The organism is Massilia sp. IC2-476 (assembly GCF_020707295.1).
Lineage (GTDB): Bacteria > Pseudomonadota > Gammaproteobacteria > Burkholderiales > Burkholderiaceae_D > Telluria.
On the sequence record NZ_JAJFER010000005.1, the window covers coordinates 192,602 to 211,814 of the forward strand.

Consider the following 19,213-nt stretch of genomic DNA (forward strand, 5'->3'; position numbering starts at 1 on the left):
ATTTTGTACAAACCGACCCACACTTTTTGAAAAAATGGGGTATTATTCGGCACATCCCCGCCTGACACCCCCTTGCTGTTTTTCCATATTGAATTTTGCACACAGTGCCTCCACCATTGTGTAGCAGCTAGTTATTCAATTAGCAGTACGCGACGGCCGGGACCACGCAGGTTCGGCCCAGGCCGCCAGGCGTTAATTGATCCTTACCTCTTTTGAGGAACATATGAGCGAAAATATCAAACACATCACCGATGCAAACTTCGATACCGAAGTGCTCAAGTCCGAGCGCCCGGTCCTGGTCGACTTCTGGGCCGAGTGGTGCGGTCCGTGCAAGATGATTGCACCGATCCTGGAAGAAGTGGCCCAGCAATACGAAGGCAAGCTGGTGGTGGCCAAGGTCGACGTCGACGCCAACCAGGCCGTGCCGGCCCAGTTCGGCATCCGCGGCATCCCGACCCTGATCCTGTTCAAGAACGGTGCCCCGGCCGCGCAAAAGGTCGGCGCCATGGCCAAGGGCCAGCTGGTTCAGTTTATCGACAGCAATATCTGAGACTGATACCATGAGCGACGGCAGCGCGCCCGCGCTGTCGTCATCGTCGGGAAGCGGACCGGCTCCGGTGCTTCCAATATTTAAATAACCCACGTAGTTCCCTCCCCTACCTTTACTTTCCCGTCACGGGACACCCACACAAACATGCATTTATCTGAACTGAAGGCAATGCACGTCTCCGCGCTGCTGGAGATGGCCATCGGCCTCGACATCGACAACGCAGCCCGCCTGCGCAAACAGGAACTGATGTTCGCCATCCTGAAGAAACGCGCCAAGCAGGGCGAACAGATCTTCGGCGACGGCGCCCTCGAAGTCCTGCCGGACGGCTTCGGCTTCCTGCGCTCGCCGGACGCGAGCTACATGGCTTCGACCGACGACATCTACATCTCGCCGTCGCAGATCCGCCGGTTCAACTTGCATACGGGTGACTCGATCGAAGGGGAAGTGCGTACGCCGAAGGATGGCGAGCGCTACTTCGCACTGGTCAAGGTGGACAAGGTCAACGGCGAATCGCCGGAAGCCTCGAAGCACCGCATCCTGTTCGAAAACCTGACCCCGCTGCACCCGAACGAGCCGCTGCGCCTGGAGCGCGACATGAACGGCGCCGAGAACATCACCGGCCGTATCGTCGACCTGATTTCGCCGATCGGCAAGGGCCAGCGCGGCCTGCTGGTGGCCTCGCCGAAGTCGGGCAAGTCGGTCATGCTGCAGCACATCGCCCACGCGATCACCGCCAACCACCCCGACGTGACCCTGATCGTCCTGCTGATCGACGAACGTCCGGAAGAAGTGACCGAGATGCAGCGTTCGGTGCGCGGCGAAGTGGTCGCCTCGACCTTCGACGAACCGGCCACCCGCCACGTGCAGGTCGCCGAGATGGTGCTGGAAAAGGCCAAGCGCCTGGTCGAGATGAAGAAGGACGTCGTGATCCTGCTGGACTCGATCACCCGCCTGGCGCGCGCCTACAACACCGTGATCCCGGCATCGGGCAAGGTGCTGACCGGCGGTGTCGACGCCAACGCCCTGCAGCGTCCGAAGCGCTTCTTCGGCGCCGCCCGTAACGTCGAGGAAGGCGGCTCGCTGACCATCGTCGCGACCGCGCTGATCGAGACCGGCTCGCGCATGGACGACGTGATCTACGAAGAATTCAAGGGCACCGGCAACATGGAAGTGCACCTCGAGCGCCGCCTGGCCGAGAAGCGCGTCTACCCTGCGATCAACCTGAACAAGTCGGGCACCCGCCGCGAAGAACTCCTGATCAAGCCGGACCAGCTGCAGAAGATCTGGATCCTGCGTAAGCTGCTGTACTCGATGGACGAGATCGAAGCGATGGAGTTCATCCTCGACAAGATGCGCGCGACCAAGAACAATGTCGAGTTTTTTGACATGATGCGCCGCGGCGGTTAAAACCGACGCAGCGAGTTGCGCAAATGGGGCGGCCTGCGGGCCGCCTTTTTGTTTTGGTGTGTCGTGAAAGGATGCGAGTCGGTGCGCAGGGGACTTGGATCCCGGCCTTCGCCGGGATGACGTTGTTTAAGAGCGCCTGAGTATTGGCACTGCGGGTCCTTCGTTACACGTAAAACCGTCGTTCCGGCGAAGGCCGGAACCCAATTTTGCCCGCGCACCTCTTTGTGTCCCTGAACCACACCGGTTGCCACCCACCCCAAACCCCTCTATAATCTCCGGTTCAGTCCAACCCCCTGGCAAGTGATCGGCAATCGGGTCAAGAAGCAAGACGACCGACGAAGTGCCGTTTGGCTACCAACTTATTGAAAGCAAAACCATGAAGACCGATACCCATCCAGATTACCGCGAAGTGGTGTTCCACGACCTGTCCTGCGATTTCAAGTTCATCACCCGCTCGACCATCGCTACCCGCGACACCATCAACTTCGAAGGCAAAGACTACCCGCTGGTCAAGATCGAAGTCTCGGCTGAATCGCACCCGTTCTACACCGGCAAGCACAAGATCGTCGACACCGCTGGCCGCGTCGAGAAGTTCCGCCAGAAGTTCGGTTCGGTCGGTTCGAAGACCTCGGTCGCCAACGGCTAATTCGCCCAAGCACCACGCAAGCCCCGGGCAGAGCGCCCGGAGTTGCCAAAAAGAAGCCGGTTCTCCGGCTTCTTTTTTTTTCGCGGCTATACTACGCGACTATTCTTACCCGCTTCACTGAACAATGAAACCCGTCCGCCTTCCCGCCGCCGCCACTCTCGCACTGCCCAGATGGGCCCTGCTCGCGCTGGGCATGCTGTACATCCTGCCGGGCCTGATCGGCCGCCATCCCTGGAAGGAAGACGCCGGCTCCTTCGGCATCATGTGGACGATGGCGCACGGCGGCCTGGACGACTGGCTGTACCCGAACATCGCCGGCCTGGCGAGCGCCGCGGAAGGCCCGCTGGCCTTCTGGCTGGGCGCCATTTGCATCAAGCTGTTCGGCTGGATCCTGGGCGACGTGCTGGCGTCGCGCGTGTCGACCATCGGCATCTTCGTGATGGGCGCCATGTCCCTCTGGTACACCGCCTTCCACCTGGGCCGCCGCGCCGAAGCGCAGCCGCTGCGCCTGGCCTTCGGCGGCCAGCCGGAGCCGGACGACTACGGCCGCACACTGGGCGATACCGCGGTCCTGATCTACCTCGGCTGCCTGGGCCTGCTGGTGCAGAGCCACCTGACCCTGGCCGCGACCCTGCAGGGCGCCCTGCTGTCCTTTTTCTTGTACCGCGCCGTGCGCTACGTCGAGAGCGCCTCGACCCGCAATGCGGTGCTGGTCGGCCTGTCGCTGGGCCTGCTTGCGCTCACGCGCGGCATGGTGGCGCCGGCCGTGCTGGTGGTGGCGCTGTACGCCTGCACCCGCTACCTGAAGCTGGCCACCACCGAGACCCTGCGCCACCTGGCCATTGCCGCCGGTGTCGGATTTCTTATCACCCTGGCCTGGCTGCTGCCCGCCGCCCTGCTGCAGCCCTACGGCCTGTCGCCGGTCGGCGAATGGCTGGACTGGAATGCGCACCAGATCGGCCTGCCCACCCTGAGCTCGCTGGGCGCCTTCTTCCGCATCGGCGTGTGGTTCTTCTGGCCGGCCTGGCCCTTCGCCGTGTGGGCGATCTGGGCCTGGCGCCGCCAGCAGCACCTGCTGCACATCGTGATGCCGGTGATGTTCTTCGTGGCCCTGGCCGCGCTCCTGCTGTGCGACCCGGCGCTGGAAGACGGCGATTTCCTCAAGATGCTGGCGCCGCTGGCGCTGATGGCGGCCTTCGGCCTGCCGACCATGAAGCGCGGCGCCATCAATGCCATCGACTGGTTCTCGGTGATGGTGCTGACCATTCTGGGCGCGCTGGTCTGGCTGTTCTGGATCGCCAAGCTGACCGGCTGGCCGGCCCAGCTGGCCAAGAACGCGCTCAAGCTGGTCCCCGGCTTCAGGCCGGAAGTCGGCATCATTGCCTTCCTGGTGGCGGCTGCGACCAGTGTCGGCTGGATCATGCTGGTCCACTGGCGCCTGTCGCGCCAGCCCTCGGTGCTGTGGCGCGCGGTGGTGCTGTCCTCGAGCGGCCTGATCCTGCTGTGGGTCCTGCTGATGACCCTGTTCCTGCCGGACCTGAACTACCGCAAGAGCTATGCCGGCGTGGCGCAGCAGATCGCGGCCAGCCTGCCGGCCGACGCCGACTGCATCGAGACCAACGTCGGCCCGGCCCAGCGCGCCTCCTTCGCCTTCTTCGGGCGCCTGCCCTTCGCCGGCCTGGCCGGCGGCGACTGCCGCTACGTGCTGCTGCAGGACAGCGCGCCGGGACGCGCAGGCAACCAGGACAGCACGCGCCTGGAACGGCGCTACGGCGTGCGCGGCGCCGCCGTCCTGTGGGAAGGCAAGCGCGTGTCGGACCGCGAGGAGCGCTTCCGCCTGTTCCGCAAACCCTGACTGCCCTCCGCTCCATGGCAAGCCGCTGGCTCTCCACCAGCGGCTTTTTTTTTCTGGCACGATTCCTGCATATCTTTCATCAGTGCGCGGTGGGGCAGCCCGATGTGAGAATCTACGCCTGCAAGTCAGTGTGGTTTGAGCGGAGTCAATTTCACTCATGGGCTGGTCGTCACAATAAAACAGGTCGTTTTTTGTCGTCCCATGAGCTCGACCGATCAAGCAGCGCTGCGAGGAGATACCATGAAAAGCGTTACCTTTTCGGAAATTGTACGGATTCGCGAACGGCCCTCTTTCCTGCGCCGTCCCGCCACCTGGCGTCAGTTGTTCCCCTGGGCCCTTACCGTGGCCCTCGGCCTGCCGCTCCTGATGCTGGTGCTGCACGCCATCGATCCGGAGACGCCGCTGCCCTTCATCGTGCTGCCGGCCCTGGTCGGCGGGCTGATGCCCGTGGCCATGATGGGCCCGGGCCGCTTCGAAATGCGCACCCGTTTCGATGCCCACCACATGATCGGCACGCTCGACGAAGCCCTCGTTTCGCTCGGCTACCGCCGCACCGACTCCAACCCGGATCGCATCAGCTATTTCCGGCCCCAGCCCTGGCTGCGCGGGCGCGAAGGCTCGATCGAAGTGGCGGTGCAGGAGCACCAGCTGCAGGTGGTCGGCCCGGTGGGCAGCCTGCGCCTGCTGCAGCAGCGCATGGCCTGCTGAGCCGCGCACGGCGCGCAGGGAAGCACAATACTGGTCAGCCGTACAATCGATGTGCTAAGATGCGCGCCTGCTATCGGGCCTCTGTGGCGGAATTGGTAGACGCACTTGACTCAAAATCAAGCGCCGAAAGGCGTGCCGGTTCGATTCCGGCCGGAGGCACCAACAAAACCCGACGCAACATACCGCATTCTTCCGTTTCCTAAGCGAAAACAGTCACTTAGGATGCGCGGCGGGCCGAGAGGCTTTCCACATCTTCCCGCATTCTCTCGCTTTATCTCCCCACTCATTACGCACGTTTTACGCAGTAATTACGCACGAGACTACTCAGCAGGAGTTTAGAGCGTGGCTTCATATGCAAAGCGGCCAACAGGATGGCGCGCCCAGGTAGCGATCCAAGGGGTCAGAGAATCAAAAATATTTTTAACCAAGGCCGAGGCAGTCGCATTGGCTACGGCACGCGAGGCGGAAATCCGCTCTGGCAAGGCCACTGGAATGCAGGCGGGGCGAACGGTCGGCGATGCCTTCGACCGCTATGAGAAAGAGGTGTCAGCCACAAAACGCGGCCAACGCTTCGAGCAGCTCCGGCTTGCTGCGATCGGCAGGTGGGGGATCAACGGGAAGCCCTTCCGCGAGTTGAAGCTAGCTGACACGACGTCCGAGGTGCTCGGGAAGTGGCGTGACCATCGGTTAAATATAGACAAGGTCAGCGGTTCGACGGTGAATCGTGAGCTGAATTTACTGTCGGACATTTTTACAGTAGCAACAAGGGAATGGAAGTGGATCTCTTCAAGCCCAACGACTGACGTCCGGCGCCCAAAGGAATCGGAAGCACGCGACCGCTTGTACACCGATGAGGAGATCGAACGCATCTGCCTCGCGTTGGGCTTCGACGTGGACAATGAGTCGCAGGCCGTCACGGTCAGCCAACGAGTCGCCGTCGCGTTCCTGTTTGCGATCGAGACTGCTATGCGGGCCGGCGAGATCTGCGGTCTTCTGCCACGCGACATTGTCGGCCGCGTTGCCACGCTGAGCGAGACGAAGAACGGAACAAAGAGGAAGGTGCCGCTATCGAAGCGTGCGGTAGAGTTGCTCGAATTGCTCCCCAAGCCCCCAGATGACACAACCATATTCGGGATCACGACCAAGTCGCTCGATACCCTGTTCCGCAAGGCGAAGACAAGAGCCGGGATCCAAGACGCAACCTTCCACGATGCACGCCACTTGGCCATCACAAGGCTCGCAAAGAGACTGCACGTGCTCGACCTGGCGCGAATGGTCGGGCATCGCGACCTGAAGCAGTTACAGGCGTATTACAATGAGACTGCCGAAGAAATTGCTACTCGGCTCGACTGAGGTGCAGACTCTCATGATGCATGGAGATGTTTTTCTCTAGAGAAAATGCTCATGCCGTAAAACCTACGCCGAAACTACACTGCTGTCCTAGTTGACTTTTTGCATCCGAAGTAACAAGATGCAATTTTTACATCTATGGAATAGCTATGCTTTGGTCTAAAGTTATCGACGAAGTAGAAGCCCTTCAAGCTGTCATGAGGGCTGGGACAGACCAGCGTAGTTTTTACGATATTTGGGGCATTGCTGCGATGCGCACGACCCCCGCCGATATGGCTGACATGCTAGGGCCACTGCTAACGAAGCTAAACATCGCAGCAGCTATTGCTGACCCATCGCTTCCATTAGCCTCTACTCTTCACCGAATTGTGCTCTCAATGCAGAGCGAGTATCTACCTCAGTTTTATCAAAACCACAACGCTCACATTTCATTTATCAATACGCTTGTAGCTATCGAATATCAGCTTGACAATGTTATTGGTGGGGACAACATTAATAAAGCTTTAGCTGCGCCGAAGCAATTCGCGAGCAAGCTTCGTTCGGCATCTATCGTCTTGGATAATACTCTTTCGGAGCTAGATGGAATTGGCGAGCAGCTTAAGACCATTAGAGCGGCTCACGATGCGGCTGTCGACTTGCCGGTTACTTTGAAAGACATTGAAGATGCTAAGACCCAGTTAACTGCATCTCGCACCGCCTCGGCATCTCGCATAGGAGAGTTAGACGCATTATTGAATAAAGGCACGTCTGTAATATTCGAGATTGAACGCCAAGCTAAGGAGGTCGAAACGGTCTCTTCCCGCGTACTGGATTCGTATCGCGCGCTTACTTCTCAAGGATTAGCACAAGCTTTTCACGCGAAGGAAAGAAAGCTGAATTCTTCGATGCTCGTTTGGCTTGGCATTCTAATGCTGTCCTTATTCCTCATGGCAGCTATTGGGTACTTGCGATTTCCGGAGATACAGGCTGCGCTGTCTGGACAGATCCATGGAAAGCTCGATCTTGCAGCTCGCACAGCGGCGGTCGCGACTGGCACCGTTGGCGCCGCGCCTAATTGGGGAGTCGTCCTGGTTGAAGTGGTACTTGCAATCCTTAGTTTGGGCCCGCCAACTTGGCTTGCTATCGTCGCGACGAAACAAATTTCGCAGCGCTTCAAGCTTGCTGAGGACTACGGTTACAAAGCTGCAGTTTCAGCTGCATATGAAGGTTATCGCTCTGAAGCAAGCAGATATGGCGAAGAGTTCCAAACAAAGTTGTTCACATCCGCACTTGATCGTCTTGATGAGCAACCGCTGCGCTTTGTAGACCACGAAACTGGCGGCACTCCAGTCCAAGAATTACTAAATGCGATTGCGAAAACGGTTGACCCCAAAATTTTGAAAGAATTTATGGATAAATTCACATCTACTCCGAATAAGTCTAAGAACACGCGCGAAAAGTCAACCAAAGCTGATTCGGGAAAAGATGACGAATAAAGATACTCAGGATCGAAGCATATTTGCCTGAACTTAAGCTTGGGAAGCCGTACCAAGAATGGCTCAACCATGCGGCCTGCTCTTCCTTTTTTGCTCCACAATATCGTCTCATTAACCGGCTAAAGCGCAGTATCCATGCGGCGCTTGTTGAGTTTGTGGAGCGATTTCCCCATGTTCATCGAACGTCAGCAGCACCCAACCATCGAGTGCAACACGGCCGAAGGCCAGACCGAGCCGACCCTAGTGCACTACTTCAGGTCCTGCGGTATGCGTGCGCTGCAAGCAACCCCAGGGCTCAAAGCATCTGCCGGCTTGCCCTCTTCAACGATTCACCAGTGGCACCCTCGAGATGGAGCAAATCCATGGCTGACGACAACGATCTGATAAACCGTTTAGCTGCAGCTGTCGCCGATCGCATCCGGCCACAGATCCCGTTTGATTACGAGATGTGGGACATCGCCACGATCGCGGCCTGCATGAAGCTCAGCGAGGCCCAAGTGCGCGAGCGCCTAGCGCCGCAGCCAGACTTCCCAAAGGCAGTGCGCTTACCAACCACCAGTGGCGGCAGAGGACACGCTCGATACCGCGCCAAGGATGTTTGGGCGTGGATGATGAAGTATCAAGACAAGCATTGATCAACCTGATACCATTTTTAAGCCACCATAGAGTGGCTTTTTTATTGGCTCGCCCACGAGCAGAGTTTTCAGAGTGAAATAATAATATCGGGAGAGTTTATGTCTGAACAGAAGAACTGTTGGTCCGAAGTTATTCCCGAACCCGACGAGGCTGTCTTTAATGCGCTTATCGCAATCTGTATTGAGCGGGATGCGAACTGGTATGAGGCGGTAGGCACAGGGTTCGTAGTCGGCGCTGGAGGCACTGTCGCTCTCGTGGTTAGTGCCGCCCATGTCTTTGAACAGATTCACCGTCGGCAAAACCCTCGTGATGTTGAGAAGCATACTGTTTTTAACACTCTGCATCCGTCGCCGCAGAAATTAGACTTAGACCCTGAGAAGGTGTTCGGCTTCGTTTTTCGGAATGGACAAGCTCATCGCCTAAAGTTCCTCAACCTACACTATGAGCTTCGTTCCGACTTTGCCATGTTCGAAGCTATGAGCATCGACGCAAACCCTCAACCAATCTTTACGCACAACATCGGAGTGGACGATGAGCTTCCAACCATCGGGACTGCTATCGAGGGAATCGGGTTTAAACATATGATTTTTGCACCTCACATGGATGGGGGCTCCCTCAAAATCAAATTTGCAGCATGCCTTACGCGTCGGACCGGGACCGTCAGTGAAGTGCATCCAGCTGGCAACATGCGTCTAAAGGTGCCTTGCTTTACCGCGACATTCCCCATCTTCGGTGGAATGAGTGGCGGACCTGTCTTGAAGATCGGAAGTGCAAACGCGCCGGCAGCTTGTGGTCTCCTCAGCTCGGATTTCGAGGATGATGTCGAGACAAAGTATGATCAAGCGAAATGCGGCACTACCAACGTGGCCAAACTACCTGTGAAGTGGATCGACACTCCTAATGGCCGTGAATTGGAGGTTAGATTCGTTTCTGACGAGATCGGGAGCGACAGACAACTTTGATTCATTGGCGTCACCGAATTCATCGTAAGACGTCGATTCTCACCTCAGGCTGCTTACCCATAATTTACGCGCTCAACCTGTAAGCGATTGATTCTAAACGCTTAGGGATTCGGGCCGATGCCCCCCCACCAACATCCACACAGAATATAAGACCGCTTTCCAAAGTGACGCTCGCTGTTCGGTTGCCGTAGGTGCAACAGTGTCCTACACTGAGCCATATGCTAGTGTCCGCAATCGGCCAGAAGCGGACCTTCGTGGTAGATGAGTCCCGTTTGAAAACGAAAGGATCGAGACACAATGCGATGGTTCACAGCTTAAGAAACAGCTACAGGATCGCTTTGCTAAGAGCGTTGCAGGGAGCATTGATTTCAACCAGACACGATATCGCCATTCGCATGACCAAGAAGGCGAATTTTGGATCAGTTTGCGCGGTAGTCGAATCTTTAGTGCTGGATCGCTAAGTTATTTGTTTTCGCTTGGGCCTTGACAACGAAGAGTCGTGCCGACGGATCTACCCCTGCACAGGCATACGAATCGGCATGGCCTGTTATGGACTCTAGCGAGATGTTTCTACTCGAGCAGATGAACAAGGATTTGTTCGGCAGTCTCAGCCTGACAGTGGACGAGATGTCGGAACACAGCAATCCAGTTATTCGAGCGTTAGCGGTCATCGATGCTCGATACGGCAAACGTCGGTTATCCACCTTTGACCCCAGTACCGAACACCTTCTTGTGCAGAAGTTGCATAGCCTGCGATGTGAGAGAGAAGGCATAACGGCGCATATCTCATCGCTAAAGTAGATAACGAAGCAAGGATAGGTGCGAACGCGTGAAGGTCTGCTTTGGGTCGTAAGCAGACGCTACAATAGGTCTGCACTCGGCCAGAAGCAGTCGTTGCTGACTGCATGTCGAGGAGCTAATGATCGGTTATCGAACACGTTGGGAGTGGAAATGCTACGCAGTCTTCTGTCCATTTATTTCGTTCTTCTCGCGTCGATTGGTCACGCCGAAACAGATCCCCTGACTGATCTCACGAGGGGGCAACCTAAAGATGTTGCAGCTATCGCGGAACGCATTGCCATGTGCACGCACTTTGCAGGCGAGGAGCCATACGACGCTGCGCGCCGGAAGGAAATCGCCTCTGCCATGAAAAAATATCGCTGTGACAGAATCGATACAGACGAAGCAGTTCTACGTAACCGCTACAAAGACAATCACGCAGCTCTAGCCGTCCTTCAAAAGGCTCACGAGAGGTAGGCATCAAACTGCATAAGCGTCCTAACCACACGGATCGTCAACGTTGATCTTGGCTTCGATTTCGGAGGTCTGCATTGGGTCGGTAGCAGACCCAGTCAAAAGTCCCTAACCGGCCAGGAGCAGTCTCATCACTTTTCTTCGTCAGCGGTATGTATGTCAGCCATCAGAATCTACGATACGGTCCGAATCAAAGAATTGTGTAAGCCAGTGGATTTCCAGCCCGACGGTACTAGCGTTCGCGCGCCAAGCATTGGCGATGTGGCAGCAGTTGTCGAGGTGTACAGCAACCCTCCTGGCTATGAGCTCGAGTGCGTCGGCAACGACGGCATAACCATTTGGCTTCGTTCATTCGCGCCTGAAGATATTGAGCTCGAAGTGGTGACCTGACCAGCGGCTGCACCGCTCTTCCAATGTCTGCAACGGGTCGAAAGCGGACGTACTTAGCAGAACTTTCTGCAACCGCCTGCCCGGTTGAAACTTTTTTAAAAGCAAAAATAGCTACGCACGAATTACGCATCTCCTAGCCAACTACATGATTTAATTGAGTTTTTGATTCCGGCTGGAGGCACCATCCCCAAGCAACGCATCGCTAGCGGCGATCGCATATTGACGGCGCAGCCTGACGCGCTCCCGCCTGTCCATCGTTTGACTCTAGTTTGACCGTCGGAAAAATTTACACCTTGCAGCAAGGCCGCTGCCCAGCTGCTGCCAGTCCTGCTCACGGCAGGCGCATCGGCTGTCCCCAATTCTCGTAACTGCGTTCGATGCGGCGCCCGGTACCGTCGCGCGCGATGGCGGCGAAGGCTGCGTTCAGGCGGTCGACGACGCTGTCCGGCACGCCCGGGTTGCAAGCCAGGTAGAGCTCGATGCGATTGAACACCAGCACCGGTACGATCTTCTTGTCGTAACCGTAGCGGGTCAGGATGGTGCTGCCGGTGCGCAGGCTGGCCGCCCACAGGTCGATCCGGTCGAGCAACAGCTTGCCCGCGTTGGCGATATCTTCATTGGCGGCGTCGACCCGGAAGCCGCGTGAGCGCAGATAGGCATCGCGGGCGTCGCCGTTATAGGTGCCGATGCGCAGGCCGCGGGCATCGTCGAGGCTGCGAAGTGTCAGCTTGTGGTCGGCGCGCGCCATCATGACCCACTGGCCGATATCCGTCGGGCCGACCCACTTGAACGATTTCTCGCGCTCCGGCGTGCGCGAGGTCGAATACACGCAGGCATCCGGACGCTGCAGCGCGGCCAGGTAGGCGCGCTTCCAGGGCAGCAGTTCGATGCTGTAGTCGACGCCGGCGCGCTGCATCGCTTCGCGCACCTTGTCGGTGGCGATGCCGATCACCCTCGTCCCTTCCTGCATGCTGGAAGGCGCCGAGGTTTCTGTCGTGATGTAAAGACGCGGCCTGGCTACCGGCACGGACTGCACAGCGGCGCTGGCAAATCCGCTGGTAACAGCGATGGCAAATGCGAGATATCGAATGAATGACATGCTTGGTAAAGCTACTCTTTGGATGCAGGTTAGCACCACCGGTATTTTTTCTGCAATGCATGTCAGTTAGCGGTGGTTTATGCGCGACACATTTGCGTGACAAACCCGGGTGATGCCTGTGATCAACGAGACTTTCCCTAGCGGAAATGCGATACTGCCGAGACCTTCCCTGGGCGCTTCCAGCCCATTACCGCGTAAAGCTGCCCATGCTGCAATTATTTTCGGTTCCGGACAATCCGTCGCTGCTCACCTTTGGCGTCTATGAACCGCGCTTCGTGCTGCTGTCGGTCCTGATCGCCATCTTCTCGTCCTGGATGGGCCTGCAGATCGCGGGCCAGGCGGCCGCCAGCCGTACCCATCGCGCGATCGTGCTCGCCAGCGGTAGCCTGGCGCTCGGCGCCGGCGTCTGGGCCATGCACTTCATCGGCATGCTCGCCTTTAACCTGTGCACGCCGATCACCTACGATCCCTTCGTCACCATCCTGTCGGCCCTGCCCAGCATCGGCGCCTCGGCGGTGGCGCTGGCTCTGATTTCGCGCCAGCGCCTCGGCCCGGCGGGCCTGCTGGTGGGCGGCGTCGTGGTCGGCGCCGGCATCGGCGTCATGCACTACTCGGGCATGGCCGGCATGCAGATGAGCCTGCAACTGCGCTACGACCCGGCCATGTTCGCGCTGTCGATCGTGGTCGCGGTGGTGCTGGCCACGCTGGCGCTCGGCGTGCGCTACGGATTGAGGCGCTTTTCCTCGATGAGCGAGTCGCGCCGACTGCTGCTGGCGGCGGTCGTGATGGGCTGCGCCATCGCCGGCATGCACTACACCGGCATGGCCGCCGCCCGCTTCGTCGGCCAGGTCGAGCCGGGCGGGGTCGGTTCCTCGAACAGCGCCTTCCTCGCCATCGCGATCTCGCTCATCACCGTCATCTTCACCGGCCTGGTCGTCGGCGCCAACGGCCTGCTGCGCTACCGCCAGATGTTCCTCGACCTGCAGCGCAGCGAAGCCTGGATGCGCGCCCTGCTCACCACCACGGTGGACGGCGTGATCACCATCGCGCGCGACGGCACCATCTCCGAATTCAACGCCTCGGCCGAGCGCATCTTCGGCTGGCAGCGCAACGAGATCGTCGGCCGCAGCGCCAGCCTCCTGATCGCCGATGACGACAGCGCCTCGCACGACGGCCTGCTCGGCCTGATCACCGATGGCTACACGCCGGCGCTGTCCGGCAGCAGCGAGATCATGGGCAAGCGCAAGGACGGCAGCCTGGTGCCGATCCGGCGCGCGATCGGCCACGCGCGCCTGGGCCAGCAGGACCTGTTCGTGTGCTTCATCACCGACATCAGCGAACGCCGCGCCATCATGCAGGCACTGCACGCGAGCGAAGCGCAGTTCCGCTCCCTGATCGGCAACATCCCCGGCATTTCCTTCCGCAGTACCCTGGCGGGCGACTGGCCGATGGTCTTCATCAGCGATGCGGTCGAACGCGTCACCGGCTATCCGGCCGCCGACTTCGTGGGCGACCCGCCGCGCCGCGCCTTCGGCAACCTGATCCACGCCACCGACCGCGTCGAGATCAACGCGAAGATCGCGGAGGCGCTGCGCGAGGACCGCCCTTACCTGATCGAATACCGCCTGCTGCACCGTGACGGCAGCGTGCGCTGGATGTGGGAGAACGGCAGCGGCGCGCGCAACGATGCCGGCGAGGTCGTCTGGCTGGACGGCGTCATCCTCGATATCACCGAGCGCCGCATGATGGAAGAAGCGCTGCGCGAAGCCAAGGACAAGGCGGAGCAGGCCGCCGCCGCGCGCGCTACCTTCGTGGCCAACATGAGCCACGAGATCCGCACGCCGATGAACTCGATCCTCGGCTTCACCGACGTCCTGCTCGACGGTGAACTGAACAAGGAACAGCGGCGCCACCTCGACACCATCCGCAACGCCGGCCGCGCCCTGCTGCGCCTGCTGAACGAGATCCTCGACACCGCCAAGCTGGAAAAGGGCGCGGTGGAGCTGGAACAGAACGACTACAACCTGCTGTCGCTGATCGACGAACTGTCCTCGACCCTGGCGGCGAATGCGCGCGCCAAGGGCCTGCATCTCGATATCCACTACGACCCGGCCCTGCCGACCGGCCTGCGCGGCGACGAGCTGCGCGTGCGCCAGGTGCTGACCAACCTGCTCGACAACGCGATCAAGTTCACCCCGCAGGGCACGGTGACGCTGCGCGTGAGTGCCGACGGCGACCAGCTGTGCATCGCCGTGAGCGACACCGGCATCGGCATCGCGCCCGAGCGCCTGGAGGCGATCTTCGATCCGTTCACCCAGGCCGACGCCTCGATGACGCGCCGCTTCGGCGGCACGGGCCTGGGCACCACGATCAGCAAGCAGCTGGTCGAGCTGATGGGTGGGAAGATCTGGGCCGAAAGCGAACTGGGCAAGGGCACCACCTTCCACGTGCGCCTGCCGCTGGTGCTGGCGCGCTTCGCCAGCCAGGCGCCGCGCGTGCGCAGCGCCGCCGTGCTGCCGCCGCTGCGGGTGCTGGCGGCCGACGACGTGCCGCAGAACCTGGAACTGCTGCAGCTGCTGCTGGCGCGTCGCGGCCACAGCCTGATCGCGGTGCCGGACGGCGCCGCCGTGCTGGAACAGGCCACCAGGGGCGAGTTCGACCTGATCCTGATGGACTTCCAGATGCCGCAGCTGGACGGCCTGTCCGCCACGCGCGCGATCCGCGCGCACGAAGCGGCCACCGGCAAACGCCGTACGCCGGTGATCGCGATGACCGCCAGCGTGCTGGCCGAACACCGCCGCGCCAGCGTGGAAGTGGGCATGGACGGCTTCGCGACCAAGCCGGTCGACTGGTTCAGCCTGTCGCATGAGATCGCGCGCGTGCTGGGCCTGGACCAGCAGCAGGGCGACAAGGATGCAATCGCCGCGCCGGTCGCACCGCGCGAGGTGCTGAACCGCCGCGTTGGCCTGCACCGCTGGGCCGACAAGACCGACGTCTACGCCGAGGCTCTCGAGCACTTCGGCCGCCAGTACGCCGACCTTGCCGCCACGCTGCAGATGCATGCGGCCGGCGGCGCGCACCAGGAACTGCGCATGCTGGCGCACAAGGTGCGCGGCGTGGCCGCCAACGTCGGCCTGGAACAGCTGTCGGACGCGCTGTCCAGGCTGGAACAGGCCGCGAACACCGTGCCGACCGACGAACGGGAAGCCGCGGGCGCGCTGGAAGCCTCCACCGCCGCCCTGGCCGAGGCCCTGGGCGCGATCCGCGCCAGCAGTCCGCAGCCGACCGCCGCGCCGCAAGCGGCTCCGTATGACCTGGCGCGCGCGCGCCGCGCCGGCGGCGTGCTGCTGCAGGCCCTGCGCCGCGGCGCCCTCGACGACGCCGCCCTGGCCGGCCTGGCGGCGGCGCTGGCCGGCCACCCGGTCGCGCCGCGCGTCGCCCAGATCCAGGGCGCGATCGGCGACTTCGAATTCGACTCCGCCCTCGAACAGCTGGAAGCCGTGATGGCCACGCTGGGCGAGGATGTTTCACAGGACGTATTAGGAAGCACATCGGCATGACCCAACCGAACAACCGGCCGCTGATCCTGGCGGTCGACGACGAGGCCAGCAACCTGCAACTGCTGCGCCAGATCCTGCAAGACCATTTCCGCCTGCTGTTCGCCAAGGACGGCGCGCGCGCGCTCGAGCTGGCGCGCCAGGAAAGTCCCGACCTGGTGCTGCTCGACGTGATGATGCCGGGGATGTCCGGCTACGAAGTATGCGCGGCGCTCAAGGCCAATCCTGCCACCGCGGCGATTCCGGTGATCTTCGTGACCGCCCTGACCGACACCGCCGACGAGCTGGAAGGCTTCGAGGCCGGCGCGGTGGACTACATCACCAAGCCGGTCAGCCCGCCGATCGTGCGTGCGCGCGTGCGCACCCACCTGTCGCTGGTGCGTATGGAAGAGCTGCGCGCGACGCGCCTGGAAATCGTCCAGCGCCTCGGCCTGGCGGCCGAATACAAGGACAACGAGACCGGCCTGCACGTGATCCGCATGAGCCACTTCTCGCGCATCCTCGGCATCGCCGCCGGCATGAGCGAGGCGGAAGCGGACGACCTGCTGCACGCGGCGCCGATGCACGACGTCGGCAAGATCGGCATTCCCGACCGCATCCTGCAGAAACCGGGACCGCTGGACCCGGACGAATGGAAGATCATGCAGAGCCACGTGACGATCGGCGCCGAGATCATTGGCGAGCACGAGGGCGGCATGCTGGCGCTGGCCTCGCAGATCGCGCTGACCCACCACGAGAAGTACGACGGCAGCGGCTACCCGCACGGCCTGCGCGGCGACGGGATCCCGCTGGTGGGACGCATCGTGGCGATCGCCGACGTGTTCGACGCCCTGACCTCGAAGCGGCCGTACAAGAAGGCGTGGACGGAAGAAGAAGCGCTGAATTTCCTGCGCGAGCAGAAGGGCCGCCACTTCGACCCGGCCCTGGTCGACCTGTTCCTGGAACAGATGCCGGCCGTGCGGGCGGTGCAGCAGCGCTGGGCCGAGGCTTGAGGTTTTTCACGGGTGGGCGCAATGCCCGCCCGCGCCATGTGTTTTATCGGGTCGGCGGCAGGCCCGCCAATCCCACGCCGGCGCTGGCATTCGCGGTCGCACCGCGCGCCACCAGCTCCCTATACAGGTCCGTATAGCTCGCCGCCATCTGTTCCGAGGTGAACAGCTCGTGGTAGCGCTGTTCCGCGCGCACGCCCATGCGGCGCGCCAGCTCCGGGTCATCCCACAGGGCACGCATCGCGCCACGCAGCGCGGCAGGATCGGACGGCGGCACCACCAGTCCGGTCTCGTTCGCGCGGTTGATGTAGGTGGTCCCGGTGCCAATCTCGCAGGAGATCATGGGTTTACCGTACATCGCCCCTTCCAGCAGCGAGATGCCGAAGGCTTCCGAGCGCAGGTGCGAGGGGAAGGCCAGCGCGTAGCACAGTGTCAGCAGGGCAGCTTTATCAGCTTCGTCGAGCGCCCCCGTGAACACCACGTGCTTCAGGCCCAGGCGCGCCGCCTGCTCCTTCAGCGCCTGCTCTTCCGGCCCGGTGCCGACGATCACGATCGGATAGTCCAGGCCCTGGGCCGCTTCCAGCAGGATGTGCAGGCCCTTGTAGTAGCGCAGCACGCCCACGAACAGGAAGAACTTCGGCCCCAGCTTTGCGCGCCAGTGCGCCAGGCGGCAGGGTTCCACGCTTGGGTAGGTGGCTTTATCGAGGCCATAGGTGATGACGCGGGCCTTGTCGCGGTAGCGCTCCAGCACCGCCGAGGATTCGAGGTAGTTGGGCGAGGCCGCGACGATGGCGTCGACGCTGTCGAGGAAGCGGAACTTGAGCGGCTGGTACAGGCGCAGCCAGCGCTTCTGGCGCACGATGTCGGAGTGATAGCTGACCACGCTCGGCTTGTTCACGCGCGCCATGAAGTGGGCCAGGTCCATGAAGGGCCACGGGAAGTGGTAGTGCACCACGTCGGCTTCTTCGGCCATGCGCGCCAGCGCGCCCAGCGCCTGCCAGGAACAGGCATTCGAAGCGATCTCGAAATTCAGCGGCACGCGGTGCACCGTGTGGCCGTCGAACTGGATCGGCGCCAGGTCCTTCTGGCGCGACAGCGACAGCACGGTATTGGTCACGCCCAGGCGCGTCGTGCCGACGCACAGCTGGCGGATCACCTGCTCGATGCCGCCGACCGAATCCGGATAATACGTCTTGTAGAAATGAAGGACACGCATGTTGGAAGCTTACTGCGAAAGGACGGCGCGGTACACGTCGGCGGTCTGCCGTGCGGTGGCGTGCCAGGTCAGTTGTTCGGCCCGGGCGCGCCCGGCGGCAATGCAGCGCGCGCGTTCGGCGGCGTTGGTGGCCAGGGTCGCGAGCGCCTCGGCCAGCAGGGTGGTGTCGAGCGGGTCGACCTCGAGCGCCGCGCCCTGCGTAACTTCCGGCAGCGAGCTGGCGTTCGAGGCCACCACCGGCACGCGCGAAGCAAACGCTTCGACGACGGGAATGCCGAAGCCTTCGTACAGCGAAGGAAAGGCGAACACGCCGGCGCCCGCGTACAGGTGGCGCAGCGCCTGCGAATCGGTCAGCTTGTCGAGCCAGACCACGTTCTCGCCGTCCGCCTGCGCGGCCTGCAGGCGGGCCACCAGGGCCTCGCAGCGCCAGCCGCGCGCGCCGACCACGACCAGGGCGCGCTCGTCACGCAATGGCTTGGAGAGCAGCAGCCAGGCGTCGAGCAGGCGCTCGACGTTCTTGCGGGGCTGTAGCGTACCGACCGTGAGGAAATAGCCAGGATGCAGTTTGTATTCAGCGAGCGTGGCGGCCACGCCCTCCGCGTCGGGCGGCGCGAGCCATTCGTCGTCCACGCCACAGTAGACCACGGAGACGCGGTTCGGGTTCACGCCGAAGCATTCGACCAGTTCATCGATCGCAAAGTGTGAGAGCGCGATGACGTGGTCGGCCTTGGCGGTGGCCTTGCGCTGCAGCCAGTTCTTGACGCTGCGCAGGCGTGGGTTGCACCACTCGGGATACTTGATGGGGAGCGCGTCGTGCAAGGTCGCCACCACCGGACAATCCATGCGCACGATGCGGTAATCGGTGACATGGAACAGGTCGGCCGGCATGTGGACGCGGTGGGCACCGGGTGTGGCCAGGTCGACCAGCGAAGCGCGTTCGAAGGATTGCGGCATGGGCTGGCCGATGCTGATGCCCTCCCCGCTTGAGCGCATGCGCGGCCAGGAGTACGGAAGCACGGTGCAGCCGGTGCGCGGCAGGTGGCGCAGCAGTGCGCGGGTGTAGACGCCGATGCCGTCAAGGCGGCCGCCGGTCAGGCCCGGTTCGATCATGGTCGTTCC

The 19,213-nt window shown here is 61.4% G+C and carries 14 protein-coding genes and 1 tRNA gene; 12 read left to right on the plus strand and 3 right to left on the minus strand.

What is annotated here, in order from left to right:
- The first annotated feature begins 223 nt into the window (after positions 1–223).
- The 10 genes from trxA to LK539_RS15160 all read left to right on the plus strand — a co-directional run bounded on the left by trxA (position 224) and on the right by LK539_RS15160 (position 9,589).
- On the plus strand, positions 224–550 hold the full coding sequence (trxA, locus tag LK539_RS15115; RefSeq protein ID WP_227801848.1) for a thioredoxin TrxA: 327 nt from the start codon (positions 224–226) through the stop codon (positions 548–550).
- Positions 551–694: 144 nt separating this feature from the next.
- Positions 695–1,957 (plus strand): transcription termination factor Rho, encoded by a 1,263-nt coding sequence (gene rho, locus LK539_RS15120; protein ID WP_005665081.1) that lies wholly within the window; start codon positions 695–697, stop codon positions 1,955–1,957.
- Between the two features lie 376 nt (positions 1,958–2,333).
- Complete coding sequence (locus LK539_RS15125; RefSeq protein ID WP_227801849.1) at positions 2,334–2,603, plus strand: type B 50S ribosomal protein L31; 270 nt, start codon at positions 2,334–2,336, stop codon at positions 2,601–2,603.
- A gap of 124 nt (positions 2,604–2,727) precedes the next feature.
- Positions 2,728–4,458 (plus strand): glycosyltransferase family 39 protein, encoded by a 1,731-nt coding sequence (locus LK539_RS15130; RefSeq protein ID WP_227801850.1) that lies wholly within the window; start codon positions 2,728–2,730, stop codon positions 4,456–4,458.
- 240 nt (positions 4,459–4,698) lie between these two features.
- Complete coding sequence (locus tag LK539_RS15135) at positions 4,699–5,166, plus strand: hypothetical protein (RefSeq protein WP_227801851.1); 468 nt, start codon at positions 4,699–4,701, stop codon at positions 5,164–5,166.
- 77 nt (positions 5,167–5,243) lie between these two features.
- Positions 5,244–5,328 (plus strand) — tRNA-Leu (locus tag LK539_RS15140).
- A 180-nt stretch (positions 5,329–5,508) separates the two neighbouring features.
- A complete protein-coding gene (locus LK539_RS24440) occupies positions 5,509–6,519 on the plus strand; it encodes a tyrosine-type recombinase/integrase (RefSeq protein WP_227801852.1) in 1,011 nt (336 codons plus the stop codon).
- Between the two features lie 146 nt (positions 6,520–6,665).
- A complete protein-coding gene (locus LK539_RS15150) occupies positions 6,666–7,991 on the plus strand; it encodes a hypothetical protein (protein WP_227801853.1) in 1,326 nt (441 codons plus the stop codon).
- Between the two features lie 362 nt (positions 7,992–8,353).
- Entirely contained in the window at positions 8,354–8,626 is a 273-nt protein-coding gene (locus tag LK539_RS15155) for a hypothetical protein (protein ID WP_227801854.1), read from the plus strand.
- Positions 8,627–8,725: 99 nt separating this feature from the next.
- On the plus strand, positions 8,726–9,589 hold the full coding sequence (locus LK539_RS15160; RefSeq protein WP_227801855.1) for a serine protease: 864 nt from the start codon (positions 8,726–8,728) through the stop codon (positions 9,587–9,589).
- 1,975 nt (positions 9,590–11,564) lie between these two features.
- Here the strand turns inward: LK539_RS15160 and LK539_RS15165 are convergent.
- Complete coding sequence (locus tag LK539_RS15165) at positions 11,565–12,332, minus strand: ABC transporter substrate-binding protein (protein WP_267877679.1); 768 nt, start codon at positions 12,330–12,332, stop codon at positions 11,565–11,567.
- Positions 12,333–12,538: 206 nt separating this feature from the next.
- Between LK539_RS15165 and LK539_RS15170 the strand changes: the two genes are divergently transcribed.
- The gene (locus LK539_RS15170; protein WP_227801858.1) at positions 12,539–15,892 is read left to right on the plus strand and encodes an MHYT domain-containing protein; all 3,354 of its coding nucleotides are present in this window, start codon (positions 12,539–12,541) and stop codon (positions 15,890–15,892) included.
- Positions 15,889–16,881, plus strand: coding sequence for a two-component system response regulator (locus LK539_RS15175; protein WP_227801859.1), 993 nt, complete (start codon positions 15,889–15,891; stop codon positions 16,879–16,881). Before LK539_RS15170 ends, LK539_RS15175 begins: the two co-directional genes overlap by 4 nt.
- 43 nt (positions 16,882–16,924) lie before the next feature.
- On the opposite strand, the gene LK539_RS15180 is transcribed toward LK539_RS15175, so the two are convergent.
- Positions 16,925–18,094: a glycosyltransferase family 4 protein gene (locus tag LK539_RS15180; protein ID WP_227801860.1), complete on the minus strand. Its 1,170-nt coding sequence runs from the start codon at positions 18,092–18,094 to the stop codon at positions 16,925–16,927.
- A 9-nt stretch (positions 18,095–18,103) separates the two neighbouring features.
- A complete protein-coding gene (locus LK539_RS15185; protein ID WP_227801861.1) occupies positions 18,104–19,204 on the minus strand; it encodes a glycosyltransferase family 1 protein in 1,101 nt (366 codons plus the stop codon).
- Between the last annotated feature and the right edge of the window lie 9 nt (positions 19,205–19,213).